Source organism: Hartmannibacter diazotrophicus, assembly GCF_900231165.1.
Lineage (GTDB): Bacteria > Pseudomonadota > Alphaproteobacteria > Rhizobiales > Pleomorphomonadaceae > Hartmannibacter > Hartmannibacter diazotrophicus.
On sequence record NZ_LT960614.1, the window covers coordinates 2,868,731 to 2,891,267 of the forward strand.

Sequence of the window (22,537 nt, forward strand, 5' to 3'; positions counted from 1 at the left end):
TGTGCGTAACCAGAAAGGCATTACGACGATGGGTGAAATCACTCTTTCGGCAGGCGTCCGCCAGAACCTGAACACTCTGCAGCAGACGGCTGATCTTCTGTCGAAGACCCAGAACAAGCTGGCCACCGGCAACAAGGTCACTTCCGCCCTCGACAACCCCAGCTCCTACTTCACCGCTTCCGGCCTGAATGCCCGTGCTGACGACCTCTCCGGTCTGCAGGACGACATCGGCCAGTCGGTTCAGGTGCTGAAGGCTGCCGACCAGGGCATCACCTCCATCACCAAGCTCGTCCAGTCGGCCAAGGCGAAAGCCAGCCAGGCAGCCTCGACTTCCAGCCAGTACGAGCGCAAGCAGTATGCCGCGCAGTACAACGACATCCTGACGCAGATCGGCGATCTGGCGAAGGACTCCGGCTACAACGGCAAGAACCTCCTCGCCGGCTCCGGCAACGACCTCTCCATCAAGTTCAACGAAGACGGCAGCTCCAAGCTTTCCGTTTCCGCCGTGGACTACACGGACGTCGAAGGCGGTCTCGGCCTCACGGCCATTGCTGCCGGTTCGTCGGGCACGACCTCCTTCACGCTGCAGGGCGCGACGGCCACGATCACGGCCGAGTTCTCTGGCCTCAGCGCGAACGACCTGCTGTCGGATTCGACCGCCTTCGCCGCCGGCGACGTGCTGTCCTTCACCGACGGTGCCGCCACGCCGAGCTTCTCGCAGACCCTCACCGTCACCTCCACGACGACGGTTCAGGATCTGGTCGACTTCGTCGACAACCTGGATGGCGTGAACGCGACCTTCAATGAGGACAGCGATTCGCTCTCGATCGTCTCCAACGACAGCTTCGCCCTCGCCAACGACGGCGCTGGCGGTGGTGCGACGGGCGGTCTTGCAACGGCAACCGCTGCGGCGTTCACCAGCACCTCCACGCTGGTTTCGGCCGGTGGCTTCCAGAGCGGCGATACCCTCACCTTCACGGACGGCAACGGCTACGAAGTGGGTTCGCTGGAAATCGACAGCACCACGACCGCGGACGACCTGGTCGACAAGCTCAACGAGATCGACGGCGTCTCCGCCACGCTCTCTTCGGGCAAAATCAGTATCTCGTCGGCTGTGGACCTGAACATCAAGTCCGACAACAGCGACTTCAACGTCTCCAGCTTCAGCTCTGCTGACGCCAGCGTTGGCGTTGCTCTCGACACGGAAGACTCGGGCTTTGCGACCGACAGCAACATCGACAGCGTTACCAACAAGGTGACGTCGGCGTTGTCCACGCTGCGGTCGCAGGCATCGGCCTTCGGTTCGAGCTTGTCGACGGTGGAAATCCGTCAGGACTTCAACAAGAACCTGATCACGACGCTGCAGGAAGGTGCCGGCAAGTTGACCCTTGCTGACACCAACGAGGAAGGCGCGAATCTTCTGGCACTTCAGACCCGCCAGTCGCTCGCCTCGACCTCGCTGTCGATCGCCTCGCAGGCTGATCAGCAGGTCCTGCGTCTGCTCTGATCGGGCAGAACGAAAGCCTGGAAAAATGAAAGGGCGGAGCCTCGGCTCCGCCCTTTTTCATTGCGCACTCGATGGATGCCGATGATGCCTTTCCCGCGGTCCGGCGGGCATCCACCGCGCCCCGTCGCCCAAGCCGGCCTTTTGCAGGCTCGGCATCCCGGCAAATCCGGCATCTTTAAAATCGGGCAGCCTGTCCGCCTGGCAAACTGCAAGTCTGAACGCGCATCCTGCTACGATTAACGGCTTTTTAAGGTTAATTTTGCACTGTCGACCCACGCCGCTCAGGAAGAGCGGTTCAGTTCCCAGGATAGGGGTTAGACATGGGCGACATTACGCTTTCCGCGGCCGTGCGGCAGAATTTGCTGTCGTTGCAAGGTACGGCCGACTTGCTCTCCAAGACTCAGAACCGCCTTTCGACCGGCAATAAGGTCAATTCGGCACTCGACAATCCGAATTCCTTCTTCACGGCGTCCGGTCTCAACTCCCGCGCCGGCGACCTCAGCAACCTTCTGGACGATATCGGCCAGGGCATCGAAACCGTGAAGGCTGCCGATCAGGGCATCACCTCCATCACCAAGCTCGTTCAGTCGGCCAAGGCCAAGGCAACCCAGGCTGCCTCGACCTCCAGCCAGTACGAACGCAAGCAGTATGCCGAGCAGTACAACGAGTTGCTGAACCAGATCAGCGATTTGGCGAAGGATGCGGGCTACAAAGGCAAGAACCTTCTTGCCGGTGATGGCAACGATCTGAAGGTCAGCTTCAACGAGGACAACACCTCCAACCTGACCATCAGCGCCGTCGACTACACGGACGTCGAAGGCACGCTGGGCCTCACGGCACTTGCCACGGGCGCTTCCGGCACGACGTCCTTCACGCTGCAGGGCGCTTCGGCCACGATCACGGCGGAACTCGCCGGTCTCGTCGCCAGCGATCTTCTGACCTCGTCCACGGCATTTGCTGCTGGCGACGTGCTGTCCTTCACGGACGGTGCCGCAACGCCGGCCTTCTCGACGACGCTGACGATCACCTCCACCACGACGGTTCAGGACCTGGTCAACTTCGTCGACGGCCTCGATGGCGTCAACGCGACCTTCAACGAAGATTCGGACTCGCTTTCGATCGTCTCCAACGACACCTTCAACCTCGTCAACGACGGCGCGGGTGGCGGTGCCACGGGTACGCTGGCGACCGCGACGGTGGCCACGTTTGCCGCAACATCCGCGACCCTTGTCGGCGCGGGCGGCTTCCAGGCGGGTGATACCCTGTCCTTCACCGACGGTAACGGCTACGAACTCGGCTCGATCGAGATCGACAGCGACACGACGGTCAAGGAACTGGTCAGCAAGCTGAACGATCTGGACGGCGTCTCGGCGCAGTTCAGCACCACGACCGGCAAGATCACGATCACATCCGCGGTGGACCTCAACATCACCTCGGACAACGACGACTTCAACGTCAGCGGCTTTGCCTCCGGTCAGGCGGGCGATGGCGTCGCGCTCAACGCCGACGACAGCGGCTTTGCCCAGGACACAGATATCGACTCCGTCCTGACAAAGCTGAATTCGGCTCTGGCGACGCTCAGGTCGCAGGCATCGAGCTTCGGTACCAACCTTTCGACGGTGCAGATCCGGCAGGACTTCACCAAGAACCTGATCAACACGCTCCAGGAAGGTGCTGGCCTGCTGACACTCGCCGACACCAACGAGGAAGGTGCGAACATTCTGGCGCTTCAGACCCGCCAGCAGCTCGGCACCACGTCCCTCTCCTTCGCCTCTCAGGCGGACCAGGCCGTGCTGCGTCTCTTCTGATCGAGACGCGGACATCGAAGGACGAAAGCGATCGGCGGGGCCTGGCTCCGCCGATTTGTTTATGTCTGCGTCACGCATTGAATCGAGGGCGCTCCGCCTTCGCGTGACAACAAATTGATACGCAACCCGGCAGAAATTGCCGAGGGGATTGTCGACTCGCCGCAATTGGCGTTAACGTAAAGTTGACGAGACTCCGAAGGATCGGAGTTGACGACCAATTTGCAGAATGCGGCAGACACCATGAGCGACATCGTCCTTTCGAACGCGGCCCGTGCAAGCCTTCTTTCCCTGACCCAGACGACAGAGCTGATGGGCAAGACGCAGGGAAAGCTGGCCACCGGAAAGAAGGTCAACTCCGCCCTCGACAATCCCAATTCCTTCTTCACGGCGCAGGGACTGAACAACCGGGCGACGGACCTGACCAACCTGCTCGACGACATGGGTCAGAGCATCCAGACGCTCAAGGCGGCCGACCAGGGAATCTCGGCGATCACCAAGCTGATCGCCGCGGCCAAGGCCAAGGCCAACCAGGCCCTGCAGACATCCGATGCCTTCGATCGCTCGCAATATGCCCGGGAATACAACGATCTTCTGGACCAGATCGAGGGAATCGCCGGCGATTCCGGCTACAAGGGCAAGAATCTTCTCGGCGGCGGCGACAATGACCTCGTCGTCTATTTCAACGAGGACAACTCGAACAAGCTGAAGATCGGTGCGATCGACTATACCGACATCGCCACGACACTTGGTCTGGAGCCGGTCGAGGTCGGCAGCGCCGGCCTGCTGACAACGCCATTGTCGGCCAATTCCGCCGCCCTTCTGACGACGAGCCTCTTGACGGCCGACAGCGCGGACTTCGCAGCTGGCGACATCATCAGCTTCAAGGATGGCAACGGCGACGAGATCTGGTCCTTCGAGGTGACGTCGGCAACGACGGTTTCCGACTTCGTCACCGAGGTGAACAGCAACCTCGACAGCGTCCAGGCCAGTTTCAAAGCCGGCGCGCTGACCTTCTCGGTCGCCGAGGACATCACCATTTCCGGCGGCCAGACCGCCGGCGCCTTCGCAAGCGCCACCGTCACGGCAGAGGAAAGCGACTGGCTGACCGAAGCTGGCATCAACGACACGCTCAGTCATATCCAGAGCGCCATCGAATCGGTGCGGTTGCAGGCGTCTACCTTCGGCACCAATCTGACGATGCTGGAAAACCGCCAGGACTTCACCAAGAGCTTTGCCGCCACGCTGGAGGCGGGCGCGGACAAACTGGTGGTTGCGGACATGAACGAGGAAGGCGCCAACCTGCTGGCGCTGCAGACACGGCAGTCCCTCTCCACCACCGCCCTCTCCTTCGCCACTCAGGCGGAACAGGGCGTGCTTCGGCTCTTCGGCTAAGGCGCTCCGGGAAGGGGCAACCCGTCATCGGCACTGGCGCGGCGAGCGAAAGCACGCCCGCGTCTTGGCGATTCGGAACCTGCGGCACACCGATTCATATCGAGCCAAAGGCAACTTCCACCGACTCAGGCAACGATCGGCCGCCGGAAGGCTCGGCGAATCGGAATTGCCGTTCGGAGAACCGGGGAATCGAAAATGCAGCCGCTCGGCGCCGGACCGAAGCACAAAGACCGGCGGCTGAAATGGGCCCTCCTCCATAGAAGACTCTCTTGCCGATCAGCAATGCCCGCCCGAAGTCCGGCATTTTCGCGCCGCACCTTGGTATTGTCGGCAAAAATGACGTGGAAGGCGGCGCTTTTTCCTGGCCGCCCATCGTGGTAAGTCTTGGGTTCTTGTAACTTGGCGCGCTGGCGGATCATCTCCATGAGGGAGACGTGGGTCGGCGATACACTAATGACGTGGCCCCAGTAAGGGAAAGCGGCGCATGGCCCTGAAAGTCGAACTCAAACCTGGCGAGCGCATCATTATCGGCGAGTCGCTGATCACCAACGACAGCCAGCGCACGCGACTGTATATCGAAGGCGATGCGCCAATCCTTCGCGAGAAAGACATCCTTACCCCAGAGACTGCCAATACACCTGCAAAGAGAATTTACTTGGCCGTCCAAGTCATGTACCTGGCAAAGGAAATACAACAATTCCAGGAAGACTATTTCACGCTCGTAAAAGACATTGTAGACGCTGCGCCGAGCACAATTCCATTTGTGACACGGATAAGTAATCATATATTAAATAATTCTCTGTACAAAGCTCTGAAAGAGGCACGGAGCCTCATCGACTACGAGAAGAAGCTGATTGGCCATGTACTCACAGGTAGCGCAAGCGTACCAGCGGACGAGCCAGGCGACGGCAAATCCGCGTGAATTGGAATCCTCGCTCCTGATCAAGGCGGCGGCAAAGCTCCAGACAATCAAGGATACCTGGGAGAGCGTCGAGGAGCGTCAGCGCTCCGCGGAGCTGGACGAGGCTCTGACCTACAATCGGCGTCTGTGGACCATTCTCGTCACCTCGGCAACGAGCGAGGACAGCGCGCTTCCTCACGAGGTGAAGCAGAACATGGCCAATCTCGGCCTTTTCGTCTTCAATCACACGATGCGCACGATGATCCGTCCCGAAGCCGAAAGGCTCGACAGCCTCATCAACATCAACCGGCAGATCGCCGCGGGCCTGCGTGCAGCGCCGGCCGCCGCCGCGAGCGCCGGCCCGGCAACGTGATCGGGCCGCTGGCCAAGGCAATCCCCCCCTGCTTCGGCATCCTGTCCACAGTGATGATGGAATCTGAAAAGGCCTGAACCGGCGATCCGGGTCAGGCCTTTTTCATTCGCGATGGAGGCGGCCGCAGAGGGCCTGACGCACGTCGCGCTGAACGCCGATCTCCCGGCATGTGCGCCCATTCCGAAGTGACAAAATCGCTCACAGTTCGGCGCCGGTCGCACCTGCGGACGGTGGACTGAGGTCTGCTTCGGTAGGACTAGGTTCGACGCATCGCCGCCGCGTTCATGCGGTCTCGCTTGAACGCATGATGCTCTAGAGGTAGTTCACCAGCGAGAGTTGGCTCATCAGCGCGGTCGTCTGGTAGGACGCCTGAAGCTGGGTCTGCAATTGCAGGATCTGCGCGCTGACCTCGTAGACGTCGACGCCTTCCACATTGTCCACGAGATCCTGAAGCGCCGCCTTGGTCGTCACATGGCGCTGGTCGGCGGCCTGCACGGCGGCATAGGCGACCGCGATCTCGGCATGCAGGTCTTCCGGGCTCTGCGCCCCGTCTGGAAAGCCGAGCGTTGAATCGACCTTCTCGGCGAGAGTGGAATATCGCCGTTCGTCGGTCGCAACATTCTCGTCGAAGGTTTCCACCGTGAAGGCCGCCAGTGTCTTCACAATCGCGGTCAGGCTCTGCTCGTTCGCCCGGACACCGTAGTTGATCGTGATGGCGGAATCGATCTTGGCGGTCGCGCCCTGCCGGGCCGAACTGGCATCGTTCTGTCCCGTGTACCAGATCACCGACGTATTGGGATCGGCGTCGACCAGATCGGTCGCGGTATAGGCCGGGCCGCCGGACGTATCGACGCGCTGCGGCAGGGCTCCGCCCTCGGTGTCGAAGAAATTGTCCGCAGCCGTCAGCACCGATGCCGCGGCAAGGTCGGTCGATGCGGCATCCTTGACGCCGTTGGTGAGCGACGTGACGAAATTGTTCGCCGTGTCGGCCGGGGTCGCACCGATCAGGAACTGCCCATCCTCCACGTCGGGACCCGCCGTCGCCGTCAGGGTGACGACAGAGGTGCTGCCGTCGGGGTTGGTCAGCGTGACGTCGATGGACTCGCCCTCCGTCGGCTGCCCTGCAAAATCGACCGTCAGGGCCGCCGGACTGCCGGAAACGGCCGCCGTCACGTTGGAAAGATCGCTGTCGACGCCGGTGATCACAAAGCCGAAGGTCGTCGTGACCGGGGTCGCCTTTTCCAGGGTCACGGTCGTGCCGGCGGCGCTCGCCGCAAGGCGGCCAAGCCCATCGGCGCCGAGGTCGGCCTGTTTGCGCTCTTCCACGTAGGTCGAGAATCCGGCCTTGGTGTTCGTGCCGTTGATCAGTTCGTCGTATCCGGCAACCGGTTCGGAATCCGTCTCGTTGCCGGCAAAAAGATAGCGCCCGGCGGCATCCTGGTTGAGCAGGCCAATCGTCTCCTTCAGCGCGATCTCGGCCGACTTCTGGGCCGCCGTCTTGCCGTCTGCAAGCACTTCGAAGGCATTGGGATCGATGGCCGACTTCACTTCGCTCGGAATTTTCTCAAGCCGCGTCAGGGACGTATCGATCAGCTTCAGACGCGTCGAAACCAGGTCGATCGTCGAATCGTAGGCGCCCAGATTGGACATCTGCTGACGATAGTTGACCGAGGCTCCGCGCTGGACGCCAAGGCCGGAGTAGGTCGTCGACTTCTTTTGCGTCGTGAGTTGAACCTGCAACGCCTCCATCTGTGCGCGCTGGGAAACAATCTGGGAAACCAGATTGCTGGAGGACAGCGTTGTGATGGCCATGTCCGTGATCCTCGAAACATCGGACTTGGATCGGCAACTCCAAGCCGTTGGCGTGAAGATGACCGTCACGCCCCGCGGGTTAACAAAAACCTAAGGTGCAACTCGTCCCGCATCCGGGAAAGCCGTCACCCTGTTGCCACTTGCCGCCGGAGGGCGGCTTGCCTCACTCGCCCCTCGCCGGCGTCAGATGCCGAAGAGGGCGTCGATCATGTCCTGCGCCGCCTTCATGACGCGCGCATTCGCCTGATAGGCCGTCTGGAGCTCGACCAGCCGTGCAAGCTCGGTATCGACGTTGACCTCCGAAGAACTGGAGTAACGCTCCTCCAGATTGGCCGTGACGATATCCTGCCCCGCCGCGACGCTTTCGGCCTGGGAGGCCTGGGCGCCCTGTGTCGAGATGACCTGTGCCAGGAAGTCGTCAATCGTCCCGCCAAAGGGCGTTTTTCTCGAACCGATACCGGTGTCGGCGGAAAACTGGAATTCCGTGTTGAGCAGGGCATTGACGATGGCCGTCGGCCGGGCGGCATCCGCCTCCGCCGTCGTGGGAGAATAGGCGACCAGCAACGACGGATCGCTGATGACGTCCTTGTTCACCTGAATGCGGCCGGCAAGCCCCGTCTTCTGATCCGCACCGGCGATCAGCCCCGTGTAGAGGCCACTGTCCGCGCCGCTGTCGGTGAAGAGCGCGAGCGCCGTGTTGCCCGACTGCGGATCGGTCTCGGTCACCGAGGCATTGAGGGAATTGATCGAGACGGTGCTCGTTCCATCGTCCAGAACCCGAAGCGTGTCACCGGACGGGTTGGAGACGACGAAGTTGGCCCCGAGTGCGGTGCCGATCTGCGTCGCGATCGACGCGGCGCCGCCGCTGATATCGATACCGAAGACCGTGTCGTTCGGATTGGCCGTATAGGTATTGTCGACGGTTGCGGTGCCGTCGGTCGCAACGAAGGTGACGGTCTTGGTCTCTCCACCCTCGTCATAGGAGAGCGTGATCGTATTGCCTTCGAGCAGGCTTGACGTATCGAGATCGAAACCCGCCGACGATCCGCTCGTCACGGCCGTGCCGGTTTCCGTGCGGTTCGAGACCGCAAGCGCCATCTGGCTCGCCAGTTCGTCGAGCTGCGCCTGCGCTTCCGGCAGGACATCGTCGCGCAAGGACTTGTAGGCCGCGATCGTTCCCGACCGGAAGGCGCCCTCGGCGAAGAGATCGATCGTCGAACCGCCGACCGTCATCGTGACGGAGCCGAGAGTGCTCTGGTCCGACTTGGAGCTCCACGCCTTGTCCGCCGTGACCACGCCCTGCTGATTGAAATCGAGCTTCGCCGCCTCGACATCGAACAGCGAAGCGCCGCTGGAGGTGTAGATGGACACATGGCCCCTCTCGTCCTCCTGGACCTTGACGTCCATCAGCTCGGAAAGCTGGTCGATCGCATAGTCGCGCTGGTCGAGAAGGCCGACCGGGGCAAAGGAACCGCTGTTGGAGGCGACGATCTGCTTGTCCAGCTTCTCGATCTGCGCCAGCAGGCTGTTGGCCTGGTCGACGGCCTCCGAAATGCCGGTCTCCGCCTCGTTTCGAAGGCTCTGGACGTTGTTCGAAAGGCTGTTGAGGGCACTCGTCAGATTGTTGGCCGACGCCACGGCCGTCGTCCGTGCCGTCGTATCCTCCGGAGAGGTCGCAAGAGCCTCCATCGACGAAGTGAACGCGGAAAAGACACTTGCGATCGAGCTGTCGCTGCCCGGCTGACCGAAGAGCGCATCGAGGCGCAGCATCATGTCGGAACGGGTCGAGGCATAGGCGTTGGCGGCCGAGGCCGAGCGCCACTGGGTCTGCACCTGGGTATTCAGCTCGCGATTGAGCGAGGTGACGGAGACACCATAGGTGGTGTTGCCGGCCACGTTGGCACTCGTGGTCAGCGTCTTGCGCGTATAGCCGGCGCTGCTCGCGTTGGCGATATTGTTCGCGACAAGCTCCAGCTCGCGCTGGGTCGCGTTGAGACCGGTCAACGACGTTCTGAGAGCAGTGGTTATGCTCATGGTTCCCCCGGGCACCGCACGGTGCCGATCCTCGGCAGCGGGTCAGACAAGCTCCTGACCGCGGCTGCTGCCGCGATCAGGATCCGCCAAATTCTTTAACGGATGATGTTGAGAACCTCGGACAGCATGTCGTTGGCCGTCGTGATCGCCCGCGAATTCGCCGAGAAGGCCTGCTGCGTCACGATGAGCTTGGTGAACTCGTCGCCAAGGTCGACGTTGGACGATTCCAGCGACGAGCCGACGATCGAGCCGGAGGCTCCATAGACGGCAGGACCGGATTCGGAGGTCGGCGAGTAAGCCTCGCCATCCAGGCGGCGAAGGGCCGAGTCGCCGGCGAAGGCCACCAGCGGGATTTCGAAGATCGGAACCGAACGGCCGTTGGAATAGTTGGCGATCACCTTGCCCTCGTCGGAAATCTCGACATCGACGAAGTCACCGGCCGGCACGCCATCCTGATCCTTTTCGCTGATGCTGACCGTCCCGTTGCTGTCGGCCTGTTGCGTCAGGCCGCCGGTGCCATGTCTGACCGTCACATCGCCGATCGTTGCCCCGTCGATCGTCAAACCCGTTAGGTCGACCGATGTCGCCGTCGTATCGCCGTCGATGGCGTTTAACTGACCATCCGCCGTAAATTCATAGGTCGCCATCTGCGTCCACTTGTCGGCCGTGCCGGTCGCCTCCGAATCCGACTTGTAGTAGCAGACCCACGTGTCCGTCGAGTTGACGTCCGTCGCAAGGGAGTTGTCCACCTTGGCCCAGCGGAACTGCAGATTGACCGGCGTTCCGTTGGCGTCATAGCAGGTGATCGCGCTGCCCGTGATCGAGTTTTCCTCGAACTGGTCGGAGTCGTCCGCGGTCACGGTGGCGGGAATGGCCGTCGCGCCGTTCAGATCCCATTTCTCGGAGTCGGGCGTATCCGGAAAGTTGGTGGCATTCTGCGTCAGCGGCACTTCCGGCAGGTTGAGTTCGTAGGAGATCTTGGTCGTGACCTCGGCGCCGATACCCTTGGTGTCGATCTTGATCAGGTCGACGGCATCGCCGACGGGATTGCCGCTGTCCGGATCGAGCTTGAGACCGGACAGATAGTAGTCCGATCCATTGACCAGATAGCCCTCCCGGTCGACGGAGAAGTCGCCGCGCCGCGTGTAGAGGTCTTCGGAGCTGAAAATGGAGTTGCCGTCGGACTCGCCGGCCTTCTGGCGAACGACGAAGTAGCCGTCGCCCTGGATCGCCATCGATGTCGGGCTGTCGTCCGAGTCGATCGATCCGGCGATGTCGTTGGTCGCCCGGCTCGACGCGGTGACACCGCCCGACGTGGTGGCGCTCACACGCCCGCCGTTGCTGGCCAGCAGAGACTGGAAGCTCGTCTCGGTCCGCTTGTAGCCAGTGGTCTGGGTGTTGGCGATGTTGCCCGAGATATTCTCGAGCGCAAAGGACTGGGCGTTCAGGCCGCCCACGGATTTCGTCATCGCTGAAAGAATGCCCACAGCCGATCCCTCTATTTCGATACCGGCGAAGACAGTTCTGTCGCTCGCCCTCGGATTAGATGTGGCAAGGGGCGTGCCACCGAATAGACAAAAAATTAGCATTCTGAATCAGATAGATGCCAAATTGCCCTTGAAAGGCCACCGTTGTTCCGTCGGCAAAATTCGCCATCGACCGGCAATTATTGCCGTAAGAGCCGATTGCGCACGATGAGACGAAGGGGCCATTGTGGCGGCGTGATCGGCACATCCCTCGCCCTCGAGCATCCCGCTGCGAACCCGGAGCTTTTGCCCATGCGCTTTACCGGAACGGACACCTACGTGGCCACCGACGACCTCGTGGTCGCCGTCAACGCGGCCATGACCCTGGAGCGTCCGCTTCTGGTGAAAGGCGAGCCCGGCACGGGCAAGACCGTGCTGGCGCAGGAGGTCGCGCGCGCCCTCAAGGCCCCGCTGATCGAATGGCACGTCAAATCGACGACAAAGGCCCAGCAGGGCCTTTACGAATACGACGCGGTCTCGCGTCTGCGCGACGGCCAGCTTGGCGATCCGCGCGTGGCGGACGTTGCCAACTACATCCGCAAAGGAAAGCTCTGGGACGCCTTCGTCGCGCCCGTCCGGCCCGTGCTCCTCATCGACGAGATCGACAAGGCCGACATCGAGTTTCCCAACGACCTGCTGCTCGAACTCGACCGCATGGAGTTCTTCGTCTACGAGACGGGCGAAACCGTGAAGGCGGTCCAGCGTCCGGTCGTCATCATCACGTCGAACAACGAGAAGGAACTGCCCGACGCCTTCCTGCGCCGCTGCTTCTTCCACTACATCCGCTTTCCCGATGCGGAGACGCTCGCGGGCATCGTCGAGGTTCACTATCCGGGGCTGAAGAAACGGCTTCTGTCGGAGGCGCTGGCCGCCTTCTTCCAGGTGCGTGACGTGCCCGGCCTCAAGAAACGTCCGTCGACGTCCGAACTGCTCGACTGGATCAAGCTGCTGGTCAACGAGGACATCGACCCCGAGACGCTACGGACGAAGGACAACAAGTCCATCATCCCGCCGTTGCACGGTGCCCTCCTCAAGAACGAGCAGGACGTTCACCTGTTCGAGCGCCTCGCCTTCATGGCAAGGCGCGAGGGGCGCTAGAGCCGGTCCATTGCGCCGAAATTGGCGCGAACCGCAGCCCACCAGACGTTTGCGGATCGTCAGGATGGGCGCGGGGCACCGAACCGCACGTCGATGTCGGTCCCCTGCCCCAGCGCCGTCTGCACATGCATGGTGCCGCCGTGCAGTTCGGCAATACGCTCGGCAAGACGGCGGCCGATCCCCAGCCCGCCGGACTTCTGCGCAAAACCGCCTTCGATCGCCTCCCCGTGCGCCGCATGATCGAGGCCGACGCCGTCGTCGATCACCCGCAGCGCGGCTCCCGGTCCGACCTGCACGCTAATCGTCGTTCCGGGCGGATTGTAGCGGATGGCGTTGTCGACGAGGTTGCGCAGCAGGGTTTCGATCAGAGCCGGATTGCCGTTGATCGGGTCGGAACCATTGTCGATCAGTTCGATGGTCTTCCCCGAACTGTAGGCGCCCGGCGCAAGGCGCGCGACGACATCGCTGGCTATCATCAGAAGATCGACGGAGCGGAAGGAGGCATGGTCCACCGCATCGAGTCTTGCCAGTTCGGAAAGCTGCTCGAGCATGTGGGTCATGCGGCCAATGTCGTTGAGCGCCTTCCTGGCGCGCGGATGGTCGATCCGCTCCAGCTCCATGCCGACGATCGCCGCCGGGGTTCTGATCTCGTGGGCGATCGACGAGGCAAAGAGCCGCTGTCCGCGAATAAGATCCTGAATGCGGTCGAAGGCCCGGTTCACCGCCTTGATCAGTTGGGATATTTCCAGCGGCAGCCCCTCGGATGGAAGCCGGGCCGAGCTGTCCCGCGGGTCCATCGCCTCGGCCCGCTCCACCGCTCTGGAAATCGGAGAGAGCGCACGCCGGATGGACTGGATCGTCGAGCCGAAGACAAGCACGAACATCAGGGTCATCGGCACGATGAGATGGTCGAACATCTCGTGCATCAGCACCGAACCGAAGAGCCCCTCCGGATCGCCGACGACGGCAACCTCGATTTCGGCGCCCTTGCCGTCGACCTGGAATGTACGCCCCCCGGCAAACGTCAGGGGCTTGCCCGGCACGATCGTCCTCAGCCAGAAATTCGGCGGATTGACCGTGAGCGGCAGGAAATGCTCCGTACACTCCTCCTTGCAGTCGGTATAGAGAACCGAACCCGCAGAGGTTCTGACGCGGACATAGTAGCCATACGGAATCATCTCCGACGGCGACGCGTCGCTGTCGCTGGAATCGGCATCGCTCGGCGCGGGATCCGACGTCTGCCCATCTTCGCCATACCGCCCCGCCAGAGCGTCCGGCACCGCGAAGGACAGCTTGCCGTTGACATCGGACAGCCCCCTGGAGAGCGCCAGCGTCTCCTTCTCAAGCAGCGAGCGGCTCAGGAAGGCGCTGTCGAACCAGTATTGGGAAAAGACGATGCCGATCTGAAGGACGACGGCGATCAGCCCGAACGTGATGATGCGCCGGGCAACCAGACGCAGCAGGGAATCGGGCTGCCGCGTCATGAAGCCGTCGCGCGCAGCAGGTAGCCGACCCCCCGCACGGTTTCGAGGGCAACACCGGTCTCAAGTCCGTCGAGGCGCCGCCTCAACCGCGAGACGGCCAGTTCCAGCGCATTGGTAGACAGCTCCTCGCCATATTCCGACAGCGCCGTCTCCAGCTTGCGCTTCGGCACCACGCGCTCCGCGTCCCGCATGAGAATCTCGATCACGGCCCTCTCGCGCGGCGCCAGGGCCACCTCGGCCCCCGAGGCCGTCACCCGTGCGAGCGCCGGGTCATAGATCAGCTGACCGACTTCGAGCTTTGGCTGAAGCGCCTGGGGCACACGCCGCAGCATGGCCCGGCAGCGGGCGAGGAATTCATCGTGGTGGAACGGCTTCACCAGATAGTCGTCGGCTCCGGCATCGAGACCCGCGATGCGCTCCTCGATCGATCCGCGGGCAGTCACGATGATGATGGGGACCGTTCGTCCCGACCGGCGGAGGGTCTTGATCAGATCAAGTCCGTCGCCGTCCGGTAGCCCGAGGTCGACGAGGATCAAGTCGTGCAGGTCGCTGAGCGCCGCCTCCTGCGCCTCGGCGAGAGTGCTGACCGTGTCGAGCCGCCAGCCGGCATCGTGGATTCGTTCGGTGAGAAGTTCGTTGAGACGCGGACTGTCCTCGACAAGCAGCATGCGCATGGTCTTAGGTCTTCCCCGAGATGTCGGCGCCCGGAAGAGCCAGGCGGATCAAGTGTTGTCTTCCGTCGGCCCGAAGCGGCCGTCCCTAGATTGCGGCAATGTTCGACCAAAACAAGGCTCCGGGCCCGCGGACGGACATTTCGCCCATCCCTTCAGGCAGATGGCGTCGCTGGACAAGGCCCGAGACGCTGCCCGGGCAGCGGCACGCCCGCACGTTCGGCACGAGGTGTGGGCGCGTGTCCGGCATGAAAGGCGTGAACCCGGTTGCGCCCCGCATTCTTTGCCCCGTAGAGAGCATGATCGGCCTGCGAAAGCGTCTCGTTGACGGACCGCTGATCCGGCAGAAGGACGCTATGGCCACAGGATATCGTGACCGACAGCGGCGCCCCGTTGTGTGACCGGAACGCGTGGTCCTCGACACGGCGCCGCAACCGGTCGAGCACCGCCTGCGCGTCCTGCTCGTCGCAATCCGGCAGGCAAAGACCGAATTCCTCGCCGCCGAGGCGCCCGAAGATCGCATCGGCGGGCAGGTGCTCCCGCACCAGTTGGCAGAAGCCTCGCAGGACTTCATCGCCGCCCTGGTGGCCATGGCTGTCGTTGATCGTCTTGAAGTGATCGAGGTCGATGACCGCAAGGGTCCCGTCCCTGCCCGCCGCCGCCTCCACCCGGCTGTAGAACGCGCGGCGGTTCAGCACCCCGGTCAGCGCGTCCTTCTCGGCCAGCAGGCGCTGACCTTCCGTCGCCCGCTCCAGCTTTAGGACGACCGCCATGAGATAGGTCGCCATCTGCAGCAGAACCAGCGGAATGGAGGAGGTCTTCAGCCATTCGCTGACCGGTATGCCGTCGACGAACCGGATCGGATCGAAGAAGGCGATGGGCGCAATGAAGAGGTCGCTGACCGCATAGATCAGCAGGATTACCGCCGCGACATGACGCGACGGCAGGTTCTCGCCATCACCCCCGCGCCAGACGGCGCGCGCCATCAGCAGCAGGTTCAGCCCCGGTCCGACATAAAGCAGCGACACGCTTTTCGTCGTCCCGGCGGTGAACTGATCCATGACGACGATACCGAGGCCGACCAGAATGGCGACGGTGAAGGCTTCGCTCAGGCGATAGGGCTGATGGAAGAATTCCTTGAAGCCGAGCAGCAGGAATCCCGTCGACGAGATGTAGATCATGCCGCCGACATAACCGCAGATGACATAGGGCAGGTATTTGTCCATCGACATCATCAGGCTGCCGCCGACCATCAGCCAGCTGGCGAGGCACCAGTACCAGAAATCGAGTTTGTTCTCGCTTCGCAGCCAGGCGACCGTCGCAACCGCGACGATGAACAGATTGATCGCCGCGGAAAAGATGAAAACGGTCTTGAGATCCAACATGCCATGCCCGGTCGCAACTGACTGTTCCGACGTTGATATTCAACACATCAAGACGGAATCAATCATCGATATCGGTACACATCATTCGACATCTGGTCGCATGGTCAACAGACCCTTTCAAACCGGCGCCGGCCGTCCGGCGCCGCCGAAGGGCGGCACCGGTCTACTCCGCGCGCTTTCGTCCCGTCACCATCGACCAGACGAGATTCTCCCGGTGGCGCCAGGACTCGAAAATGGCTGCAGCCGCGTGGAAAAGCGCCAGCACCATCAGGCTGTTGGCAAGACCCTCATGCAGCTCCTCGACCCAGCCAATGCCCCAATAGGCGTCGGTCCCCATCATGTAGCCGGTGAGGCCGAGCCCCGCGATCAGTCCCATCAGGGCCACCATCATGACGGCGCCTGCGGGATTGTGACCGAGGTACCGCGGCTCCCGCCCCCGCGTCAGCGCCGTGAGATAGGCGCGCAGGCGAGCCGGACCGGGAACGAAGTTCACGAACCGGGCATGATGGGTGCCGACGAAACCCCAGACGACGCGCACGGCCAGCGCGCCGGCGACCGTGTAGCCGATCCAGCGATGCAGATCGTGGGCATGCTCGAAGATGGTGAGGTTGAGAATGCAGCCGGTTGCGACCGTCCAGTGAAAGACCCGCACCAGCGGGTCCCAGACCCGGACCATCGCCGGCTCGGCATCGATCGTTGTTGCGCTCATGGCGGTACTCCATCCGAGAGGAAGAGCGCCCGATCCGCCCGCCGGCAGGAGGCACGGGCGGCGGATCGGACAGCTGAACTGCCCTCGCAAGGAGCCGGACGCGGAGGCATCGCCGCGCGGTCCCACTCGGCAGTTCGCAAGAATTGGGATGATCAGTCCTCGTCGCCGCCGACGATGGCACCCGTCACCGGGTTGACGTTGATCTCGGCCCGCTCGCCCTTGGCGTCGAAGCCATAGATCTCGTAGCAGCTGCCCTCCACCTTGACCTGGCGGATGTTCTTGTAGCCGGCAGCTTCGGCCTTGGCCTTGATAGCGTCCGCGCTCATCCACTTGTCGCGGCCTTCGTCCGTGCAGGAACGTTCGGCGGCAAGGGCGCCCGTCGGCAGAAGGACAGTCGCGGCAAGAACGGCGGCAAGTATCTTGGTCATGGTCTTCTCCTTGAAGTCCTCGTCAACCGGACCGGATTTGGCCCGGCCGACGCGAACATGGCGAAGACGGTCTGTCGCCAGCCTGTCAGCCGGCGGGAATTCCGCTCACCCGGATCCGGGCATCTTGTCCTCGCCCTCGGGGAAGAGACTGCGCATGATGTCCTGCGCTCCGGGACGCCGGGCCTCGATGAACGGCATCGGCCGGCAGACGTCGATGGCGGCAAGGCCGACGCGGGTCGAGAGCAGGCCGTTGATGACGCCCTCCCCGAGCCGCGACGACAATCGCGCGGCCAGGCCATGGCCGAGCACCTGCTGAACGAGGCTGTCGCCGGCCGCCATGCCGCCCGTGACGGCCAGATGCGCGATCACATGCCGCGCCAGCGACAGGAAGCCGAAGAAGCCGGGCCGGCCGCCATAAAGATCGGCGAGCTGACGGATGAGGCCCATGACGGCGACGAGCACGAAGAGAAGATCGACAATCGCCCGCGGCGAAACAGCGGTCACCACCGATACCCGCTTGGCCGTATCCGAAACGAGCCTGCGCGCCGTGCGGTCGAGCGGCACCATCAGGTCGTTCTCGACCAGCACCATCAGGTCGCGCCCGTCGATGATCTCGCCAAGATGCAGCCCGACCTCGGAGCGCCCCCGCGCCGTCTCGGGGCGATCCGCGTAAAGCTGGACAAGCGATTTGGCGACAGCCTTGGCTGCCTTGGCATCGTCGGCGAGAACGGCGGCGGCCGCTTCCAGGCGCAGGTCCTCGATCCGGGCAAGCCGCATCAGCCCCACCACCTCGCGCACGACGATCCCGAGCGCTGCGAACACCGTCAGGCCGACGAGACCCAAGCCTGCCCAGCCCAGCCAGTCGTTGCGGGCAAAGAGATCGCGGATGAGTTGGTCGACCGCCAGCCCGATCCCGAGCGTGACCAGAGAGCCGAGCCCGGCCCAGAACAGCTTGCCGAGCGGCAGGCCCCGGCGTTTCGGCACTGGTGGAGGCGGGACGGCTTCGGCGGATCCGTCTTGAGGCTCCGGTGTCATGACAACGCGCGCGCGTCCCCGGCCGCCGCCCTCGCCGTCGCCCCTTGCGCCGGAGACCGCCTCGCCGGCCTCGTCGACGATCACCGCATCCTCGCCGAGCCGGAAGGCGGTCGGCCGCCTTGGCGTTTCGCGCTTGCCGTTCATGCGAGCTTGTCTCCGATGAGGAAATCGATGGCCCGGTCGAGGCGGATATGCGGCAGCGACAGCGTCATGCCCTCCGCCGTCGTCTCCAGCCGTGGCGGGCGAAAGCGCAGGAAGCGCAGGTCAGGAACCAGCGCGGTATCCATGGCAATGTCGGGCCTGGCCGCCCGGCCGGACCACGGCCCCCTCGGTGCGTCGCCGGAACGCTGGCCATGCCGATGGGCTTCTTGAATCAAAGTCTCAACTTGCTGAATCAAAATCTCAGGATTTTCCGGCAAGTCACCGGGAAAAAGGGCAATTTCCTCATTCCCGTTGAAGCCGCGATCGTCGATTGTCTCGCCCGCCTGCGGCACGCCAACGATGCACGGAAGCCTCTCGCCACCCTTGCGCACCTCGGCCTCGCGGGTCGCCCGGACAGCGGCAATCGCCTTGACGTCGACCTTGGCCCCCGCCTTTTCGGCGCGCGCGATCGGATCGGCGAGGATACGCTCCAAGAGCAGTTCCAACCGGTCATGGCTGACGTGGTGCAGGTGATCCGCCTTCGTCGCGGCAATCAGGATGCGGTCGATCCGGCGCGTCAGGACGGAGGTCAACCAGCTCGACCGCCCCGGCCGGAAGCAGCCGAGGATTTCCTCCAGCGCCAGCGCCAGATCGGCGAGCGCCGCCGGGCCGGCGTTGAGCGCCGGCAGCGGGTCGACCAGCACCACCTGCCGGTCCAGCCTCGCGAAATGCGTCCGGAAGAAGGGCTTCACCACCACCTGGCGATAAGCGTCGTAACGCTTTTCCATCATCGCCAGCAGGCTGCCCTTGGGCGCATCGGCCTTCGGTACGACATCGAGCGGCGCGAAGGTCAGTGCCGGTGACCCGTCGAGATCGCCGGGCATCAGGAAGCGACCGGGGGGCACCAGCGAGAAGGCATGTTCATCTGCCCGGCAGGCGGCAAGATAGGCCTTGAAGCGACGCGCCGCCTCCTCCACCGCCTCCTCGTCGACCGGTTCGGACGGATCCAGCGTCGAAAGATGCTCGAGCCACGGGCCGGCGATGGCGGCGCGATCCGGCTGGCGCGCACGGTCGATGGTTTCCTGGCTCCAGACGGCAAAGTCCTTGCCGAGCAGCGGCAGGTCCAGCAGCCATTCGCCCGGATAGTCGACGATGTCGAGATGCAGCTTGCCCGAGCCGAGCTTGCGGCTGAGGTAGGAGGCGGATTCGAAGGCGATCGTCAACCGCATCTCCGAAATCTGCCGCGTCGACTGCGGCCAGGACCGCTTGTCGACGAGTTCGCGCACATGGGCGCGATAATCGAAGGTCGGCACGTCGTCGTGCAGCTGCGGCTCCAGTTCCGCGCCGATGAGGCGGCGGCTGCGCCACGGTTCGAACATCGGCAGCCGGCCATCGTGAACGAGGTTATGAACGAGCGAGGTGATGAAGACCGTTTTCCCGGCCCGTGCCAGACCGGCAACCCCGAGACGGACCTGCGATCCGCGCAGCGACGACGGAAGATCGGAAAGATTATCGAGCGCGATCAGCGCCTCATCGGCAAGGTCGGTCAGCTTCAACGCGCTCAGGTCCCTTCACGTCACAGCCCGCGGTCGATGCCTGCGGCTTTGCAGGCTCATGTAGGAAGAGCCGTGCCGCTTGGAAAGCACAGCGGCGGAGAGGCCGGACTTGTACGGACCATCGGGCCTTCCTCACTCGTCCGCTTCCGCCGCCTCCGTCGCGCCGACGAGTTCCAGTTCGCGCGGCTTGAAGAATGCGACAATCCGGCCGGATTTCGGTTCAAGCCGGTTCCAACTGGCAAGGTCGAAATCGATGACGGCAAGACCGGCGGTCGGAAACTTGTCGTGGAGCTGTTCGACCAGCGCGGGATTGCCGCGGTCGATGAGGCTGCCGGCGAACGTCTGGATCGTCGGATTGTGGCCGATCAGCATCAGCGCCTTGGCCGATCCGCCAAGCTCCTTGATGGCCTTCAGATAGGCCGCCTCGGGCGCCTCGTAGAGCTGTTGCAGGAAGCGGCATTCGAGATCGGCTCCAAAATACGGAATGACACCGGCAAAGGTCTCCCGCGTCCGCCGTGCGCTCGAACAGAGCACCTTGTCCGGGATCAGGGCATGATCAGCCATATGGCGACCCATCAACGTCGCGGCGGCCCGTCCCCGCACGTTGAGCGGGCGGTCGAAATCGCGGATCATCGGGTCATCCCAGGCGGATTTGGCGTGGCGAAGCAGGAACAGGCGCGCCATGAAACAGTTGTCTCCAGCCGGTAACGGCGGCAAGGCTGGATCGCCGGCCTTCCGCTTGAAACAAGGATTGAGAGCCTCGAGAGCCCTTGGTTGTCATCTTATAGCGCGATTCCCATCCTCGTGATGACTTGCCGACATTGCCCCTTGAAGCAATCGGCATCGCGGCATTCAATGTGACGGAGATGGAAGGTTGGTGGACGTCCGCAAGGGCGACCGCCGGCAGGTTCCCTCCCCGCATGAGGCCTCGATGTTTCTGACCTTCTTTGCCGAGTTGAAGAGCGCCGGCGTACCCGTGTCGCTGCGCGAATATCTCGACCTGATGGGCGCGATGGAAAAGGGTTTGCCGGAAGGGCGGGTCGAGGAGTTCTATTTCCTGGCGCGCAGCCTGCTCGTCAAGGACGAGACGAACCTCGACCGCTACGACCGCGTGTTTGCGTCTGTTTTCAAGGGCCTCGACCTGATGTCGGAGGTGCCTCAGACGGAAATTCCGGCCGAGTGGCTGAAGAAGATGATCGAGAAGACCCTTAACGACGAGGAAAAGGCGGCAATCGAGGCACTTGGCGGCTTCGACAAGCTGATGGAGACGCTGAAGCAGAGGCTTGCCGAGCAGAAGGAGCGCCATCAGGGCGGCAACAAGTGGATCGGCACCGGCGGCACCTCACCCTTCGGCGCCTATGGCTGCAATCCCGAAGGCGTTCGCATCGGCCAGCACGAAAGCCGTCACCGCCGCGCCGTCAAGGTCTGGGACCGGCGCGATTTCAAGGATCTGGACGACCGGGTCGAGATCGGCACACGCAACATCAAACTCGCGCTGAAACGCCTGCGCCGTTTCGCCCGTCACGGCGCCGCCGACGAACTGGACCTTTCGGGCACCATCGACGCCACGGCGCGGCAGGGCTGGCTCGACGTCAGGATGAGGCCGGAGCGGCACAATGCGGTTCGCCTTATCCTGCTGCTCGATGTCGGCGGGTCGATGGACGACCATGTCCGCATGTCGGAGGAACTCTTTTCCGCCGCGCGCAGCGAGTTCAAATACCTGGAGCATTTCTACTTCCACAATTGCCTCTACGAGCGGGTGTGGAAGGACAATCGCCGCCGCCACGGCGAGACGATCCCGACCGAGCAGCTCTTCAACACCTTCCCGCGCGAGACGCGCATCGTCATCGTCGGTGACGCCTCCATGAGCCCTTACGAGATTGCCTATGCGGGCGGATCGGTGGAGCACTGGAACGAGGAACCCGGCAGTGCCTGGCTGCAGCGCCTGACGGCCGCCTTTCCGAAGACGGCCTGGCTCAACCCGCTCGACGAGCGGCTATGGGGCTACACCCAGTCGGTCGGCATGGTCCGGCAACTCATGACGGGGCGCATGTATCCCCTCACCCTCGCCGGACTGGACGACGCCATGCGCGCCCTCTCCCGATAGCCGGATAACAACTTCGCAATGTCTGTTGCATTTCCGTCACAAATGCAAATATCTGAAATTACTCATGGAGCCGGTCGGATACCCGGTTGTATCCTGCGCGCCACATTTGCGCCCGTAAGAATACGTTGTCTGGCATTTCCTGTTTTGTTAGGCGTTACGTATACCAAAGTGACGCATGGCTGGTTGATCAGTTCAGGTTTCAAAGCATGCAGACTTGAGCAAGGACCAAGAAAAAGATGTTCTTCGACGTGAACCTCAAGCTGAAATGCTTTGACACCGATGCGGTCTTGAACGCAGCTCTTGCTGCGGCTGAAAAACTTCAGATCTCCCGCGAGATGTACATGCGGGCCAGAGCCGCCTCCAGCGATGACGTCTCGTTTGATATCAAGGCATTGATCACGCTGACATCGCCCGTCGACGCCTGCGATGTCACGGTCGAGAGCATCCGGCGCTGCACCAGCACCATGCCCATGGAAGCGCCGATCGATATTCTCAAGTCGATCGCCTGACACGCCTCGGCCCATTCGGTTTCCCGGTCATTCACGACGCGGCAACGACGCGGCACATCGG

Annotated in this window: 19 protein-coding genes; 8 read left to right on the plus strand and 11 right to left on the minus strand. The window is 62.9% G+C overall.

Annotated features, from left to right (window positions below):
- Positions 1 to 28: 28 nt before the first annotated feature.
- The 5 genes from HDIA_RS13480 (at position 29) to HDIA_RS13500 (ending at position 5,981) form a co-directional block, all read left to right on the plus strand.
- Positions 29 to 1,507 (plus strand): flagellin N-terminal helical domain-containing protein, encoded by a 1,479-nt coding sequence (locus HDIA_RS13480; RefSeq protein WP_099556636.1) that lies wholly within the window; start codon positions 29 to 31, stop codon positions 1,505 to 1,507.
- A gap of 320 nt (positions 1,508 to 1,827) precedes the next feature.
- Positions 1,828 to 3,315 carry a flagellin N-terminal helical domain-containing protein gene (locus tag HDIA_RS13485; protein ID WP_099556637.1) on the plus strand — a complete coding sequence of 496 codons (1,488 nt, stop codon included), beginning with the start codon at positions 1,828 to 1,830 and terminating at the stop codon, positions 3,313 to 3,315.
- A gap of 240 nt (positions 3,316 to 3,555) precedes the next feature.
- The gene (locus HDIA_RS13490) at positions 3,556 to 4,707 is read left to right on the plus strand and encodes a flagellin N-terminal helical domain-containing protein (RefSeq protein WP_099558891.1); all 1,152 of its coding nucleotides are present in this window, start codon (positions 3,556 to 3,558) and stop codon (positions 4,705 to 4,707) included.
- A gap of 484 nt (positions 4,708 to 5,191) precedes the next feature.
- Positions 5,192 to 5,629, plus strand: a complete 438-nt coding sequence (gene flbT, locus HDIA_RS13495; protein ID WP_099556638.1) for a flagellar biosynthesis repressor FlbT — start codon at positions 5,192 to 5,194, stop codon at positions 5,627 to 5,629.
- A gap of 1 nt (position 5,630) precedes the next feature.
- Positions 5,631 to 5,981, plus strand: a complete 351-nt coding sequence (locus tag HDIA_RS13500; RefSeq protein WP_245883867.1) for a flagellar biosynthesis regulator FlaF — start codon at positions 5,631 to 5,633, stop codon at positions 5,979 to 5,981.
- A 312-nt stretch (positions 5,982 to 6,293) separates the two neighbouring features.
- Here the strand turns inward: HDIA_RS13500 and HDIA_RS13505 are convergent, their stop codons facing one another.
- The 3 genes from HDIA_RS13505 to HDIA_RS13515 all read right to left on the minus strand — a co-directional run bounded on the left by HDIA_RS13505 (position 6,294) and on the right by HDIA_RS13515 (position 11,296).
- Positions 6,294 to 7,793, minus strand: a complete 1,500-nt coding sequence (locus HDIA_RS13505) for a flagellin (RefSeq protein ID WP_099556640.1) — start codon at positions 7,791 to 7,793, stop codon at positions 6,294 to 6,296.
- 183 nt (positions 7,794 to 7,976) lie between these two features.
- Entirely contained in the window at positions 7,977 to 9,827 is a 1,851-nt protein-coding gene (gene flgK / locus HDIA_RS13510) for a flagellar hook-associated protein FlgK (RefSeq protein ID WP_099556641.1), read from the minus strand.
- Between the two features lie 95 nt (positions 9,828 to 9,922).
- A complete protein-coding gene (locus HDIA_RS13515) occupies positions 9,923 to 11,296 on the minus strand; it encodes a flagellar hook protein FlgE (RefSeq protein WP_245883868.1) in 1,374 nt (457 codons plus the stop codon).
- A 309-nt stretch (positions 11,297 to 11,605) separates the two neighbouring features.
- On the opposite strand from HDIA_RS13515, the gene HDIA_RS13520 reads away from it, so the two are divergent.
- The gene (locus tag HDIA_RS13520; protein ID WP_099558892.1) at positions 11,606 to 12,451 is read left to right on the plus strand and encodes an AAA family ATPase; all 846 of its coding nucleotides are present in this window, start codon (positions 11,606 to 11,608) and stop codon (positions 12,449 to 12,451) included.
- Between the two features lie 59 nt (positions 12,452 to 12,510).
- Here HDIA_RS13520 and HDIA_RS13525 read toward each other — a convergent pair whose 3' ends face one another.
- From HDIA_RS13525 to HDIA_RS13560, 8 genes are all read right to left on the minus strand, one after another.
- Positions 12,511 to 13,935, minus strand: coding sequence for a sensor histidine kinase (locus tag HDIA_RS13525; RefSeq protein ID WP_099556643.1), 1,425 nt, complete (start codon positions 13,933 to 13,935; stop codon positions 12,511 to 12,513).
- The gene (locus HDIA_RS13530; RefSeq protein WP_099556644.1) at positions 13,932 to 14,609 is read right to left on the minus strand and encodes a response regulator transcription factor; all 678 of its coding nucleotides are present in this window, start codon (positions 14,607 to 14,609) and stop codon (positions 13,932 to 13,934) included. The genes HDIA_RS13525 and HDIA_RS13530 overlap by 4 nt, the downstream gene beginning before the upstream one ends.
- A 152-nt stretch (positions 14,610 to 14,761) precedes the next feature.
- Positions 14,762 to 15,991 (minus strand): GGDEF domain-containing protein, encoded by a 1,230-nt coding sequence (locus HDIA_RS13535; RefSeq protein ID WP_099556645.1) that lies wholly within the window; start codon positions 15,989 to 15,991, stop codon positions 14,762 to 14,764.
- 163 nt (positions 15,992 to 16,154) lie between these two features.
- Positions 16,155 to 16,700: a cytochrome b/b6 domain-containing protein gene (locus tag HDIA_RS13540; RefSeq protein WP_099556646.1), complete on the minus strand. Its 546-nt coding sequence runs from the start codon at positions 16,698 to 16,700 to the stop codon at positions 16,155 to 16,157.
- A 152-nt stretch (positions 16,701 to 16,852) separates the two neighbouring features.
- Entirely contained in the window at positions 16,853 to 17,128 is a 276-nt protein-coding gene (locus tag HDIA_RS13545; protein WP_099556647.1) for a PepSY domain-containing protein, read from the minus strand.
- A gap of 105 nt (positions 17,129 to 17,233) precedes the next feature.
- Positions 17,234 to 18,307, minus strand: coding sequence for a YcjF family protein (locus tag HDIA_RS13550; RefSeq protein WP_099556648.1), 1,074 nt, complete (start codon positions 18,305 to 18,307; stop codon positions 17,234 to 17,236).
- The gene (locus HDIA_RS13555; protein WP_425432950.1) at positions 18,304 to 19,869 is read right to left on the minus strand and encodes a YcjX family GTP-binding protein; all 1,566 of its coding nucleotides are present in this window, start codon (positions 19,867 to 19,869) and stop codon (positions 18,304 to 18,306) included. Before HDIA_RS13555 ends, HDIA_RS13550 begins: the two co-directional genes overlap by 4 nt.
- Positions 19,870 to 19,992: 123 nt before the next feature.
- Positions 19,993 to 20,544, minus strand: coding sequence for a SixA phosphatase family protein (locus tag HDIA_RS13560; RefSeq protein ID WP_099556650.1), 552 nt, complete (start codon positions 20,542 to 20,544; stop codon positions 19,993 to 19,995).
- A gap of 247 nt (positions 20,545 to 20,791) precedes the next feature.
- On the opposite strand from HDIA_RS13560, the gene HDIA_RS13565 reads away from it, so the two are divergent.
- Both HDIA_RS13565 and HDIA_RS13570 read left to right on the plus strand, forming a co-directional pair.
- Complete coding sequence (locus tag HDIA_RS13565) at positions 20,792 to 21,967, plus strand: vWA domain-containing protein (RefSeq protein ID WP_099558893.1); 1,176 nt, start codon at positions 20,792 to 20,794, stop codon at positions 21,965 to 21,967.
- Positions 21,968 to 22,215: 248 nt separating this feature from the next.
- Entirely contained in the window at positions 22,216 to 22,476 is a 261-nt protein-coding gene (locus tag HDIA_RS13570; protein ID WP_157775622.1) for a hypothetical protein, read from the plus strand.
- Positions 22,477 to 22,537: the final 61 nt, after the last annotated feature.

Coding starts and splice junctions, on each gene's coding strand:
- HDIA_RS13480 (WP_099556636.1), top strand. CDS start 29: ATGGGTGAAATCACTCTTTCGGCAGGCGTCCGCCAGAACCTGAACACT.
- HDIA_RS13485 (WP_099556637.1), top strand. CDS start 1,828: ATGGGCGACATTACGCTTTCCGCGGCCGTGCGGCAGAATTTGCTGTCG.
- HDIA_RS13490 (WP_099558891.1), top strand. CDS start 3,556: ATGAGCGACATCGTCCTTTCGAACGCGGCCCGTGCAAGCCTTCTTTCC.
- flbT (WP_099556638.1), top strand. CDS start 5,192: ATGGCCCTGAAAGTCGAACTCAAACCTGGCGAGCGCATCATTATCGGC.
- HDIA_RS13505 (WP_099556640.1), bottom strand. CDS start 7,793: ATGGCCATCACAACGCTGTCCTCCAGCAATCTGGTTTCCCAGATTGTT.
- flgK (WP_099556641.1), bottom strand. CDS start 9,827: ATGAGCATAACCACTGCTCTCAGAACGTCGTTGACCGGTCTCAACGCG.
- HDIA_RS13515 (WP_245883868.1), bottom strand. CDS start 11,296: ATGACGAAATCCGTGGGCGGCCTGAACGCCCAGTCCTTTGCGCTCGAG.
- HDIA_RS13520 (WP_099558892.1), top strand. CDS start 11,606: ATGCGCTTTACCGGAACGGACACCTACGTGGCCACCGACGACCTCGTG.
- HDIA_RS13525 (WP_099556643.1), bottom strand. CDS start 13,935: ATGACGCGGCAGCCCGATTCCCTGCTGCGTCTGGTTGCCCGGCGCATC.
- HDIA_RS13530 (WP_099556644.1), bottom strand. CDS start 14,609: ATGCGCATGCTGCTTGTCGAGGACAGTCCGCGTCTCAACGAACTTCTC.
- HDIA_RS13535 (WP_099556645.1), bottom strand. CDS start 15,991: ATGTTGGATCTCAAGACCGTTTTCATCTTTTCCGCGGCGATCAATCTG.
- HDIA_RS13540 (WP_099556646.1), bottom strand. CDS start 16,700: ATGAGCGCAACAACGATCGATGCCGAGCCGGCGATGGTCCGGGTCTGG.
- HDIA_RS13545 (WP_099556647.1), bottom strand. CDS start 17,128: ATGACCAAGATACTTGCCGCCGTTCTTGCCGCGACTGTCCTTCTGCCG.
- HDIA_RS13550 (WP_099556648.1), bottom strand. CDS start 18,307: ATGAACGGCAAGCGCGAAACGCCAAGGCGGCCGACCGCCTTCCGGCTC.
- HDIA_RS13560 (WP_099556650.1), bottom strand. CDS start 20,544: ATGGCGCGCCTGTTCCTGCTTCGCCACGCCAAATCCGCCTGGGATGAC.
- HDIA_RS13565 (WP_099558893.1), top strand. CDS start 20,792: ATGTTTCTGACCTTCTTTGCCGAGTTGAAGAGCGCCGGCGTACCCGTG.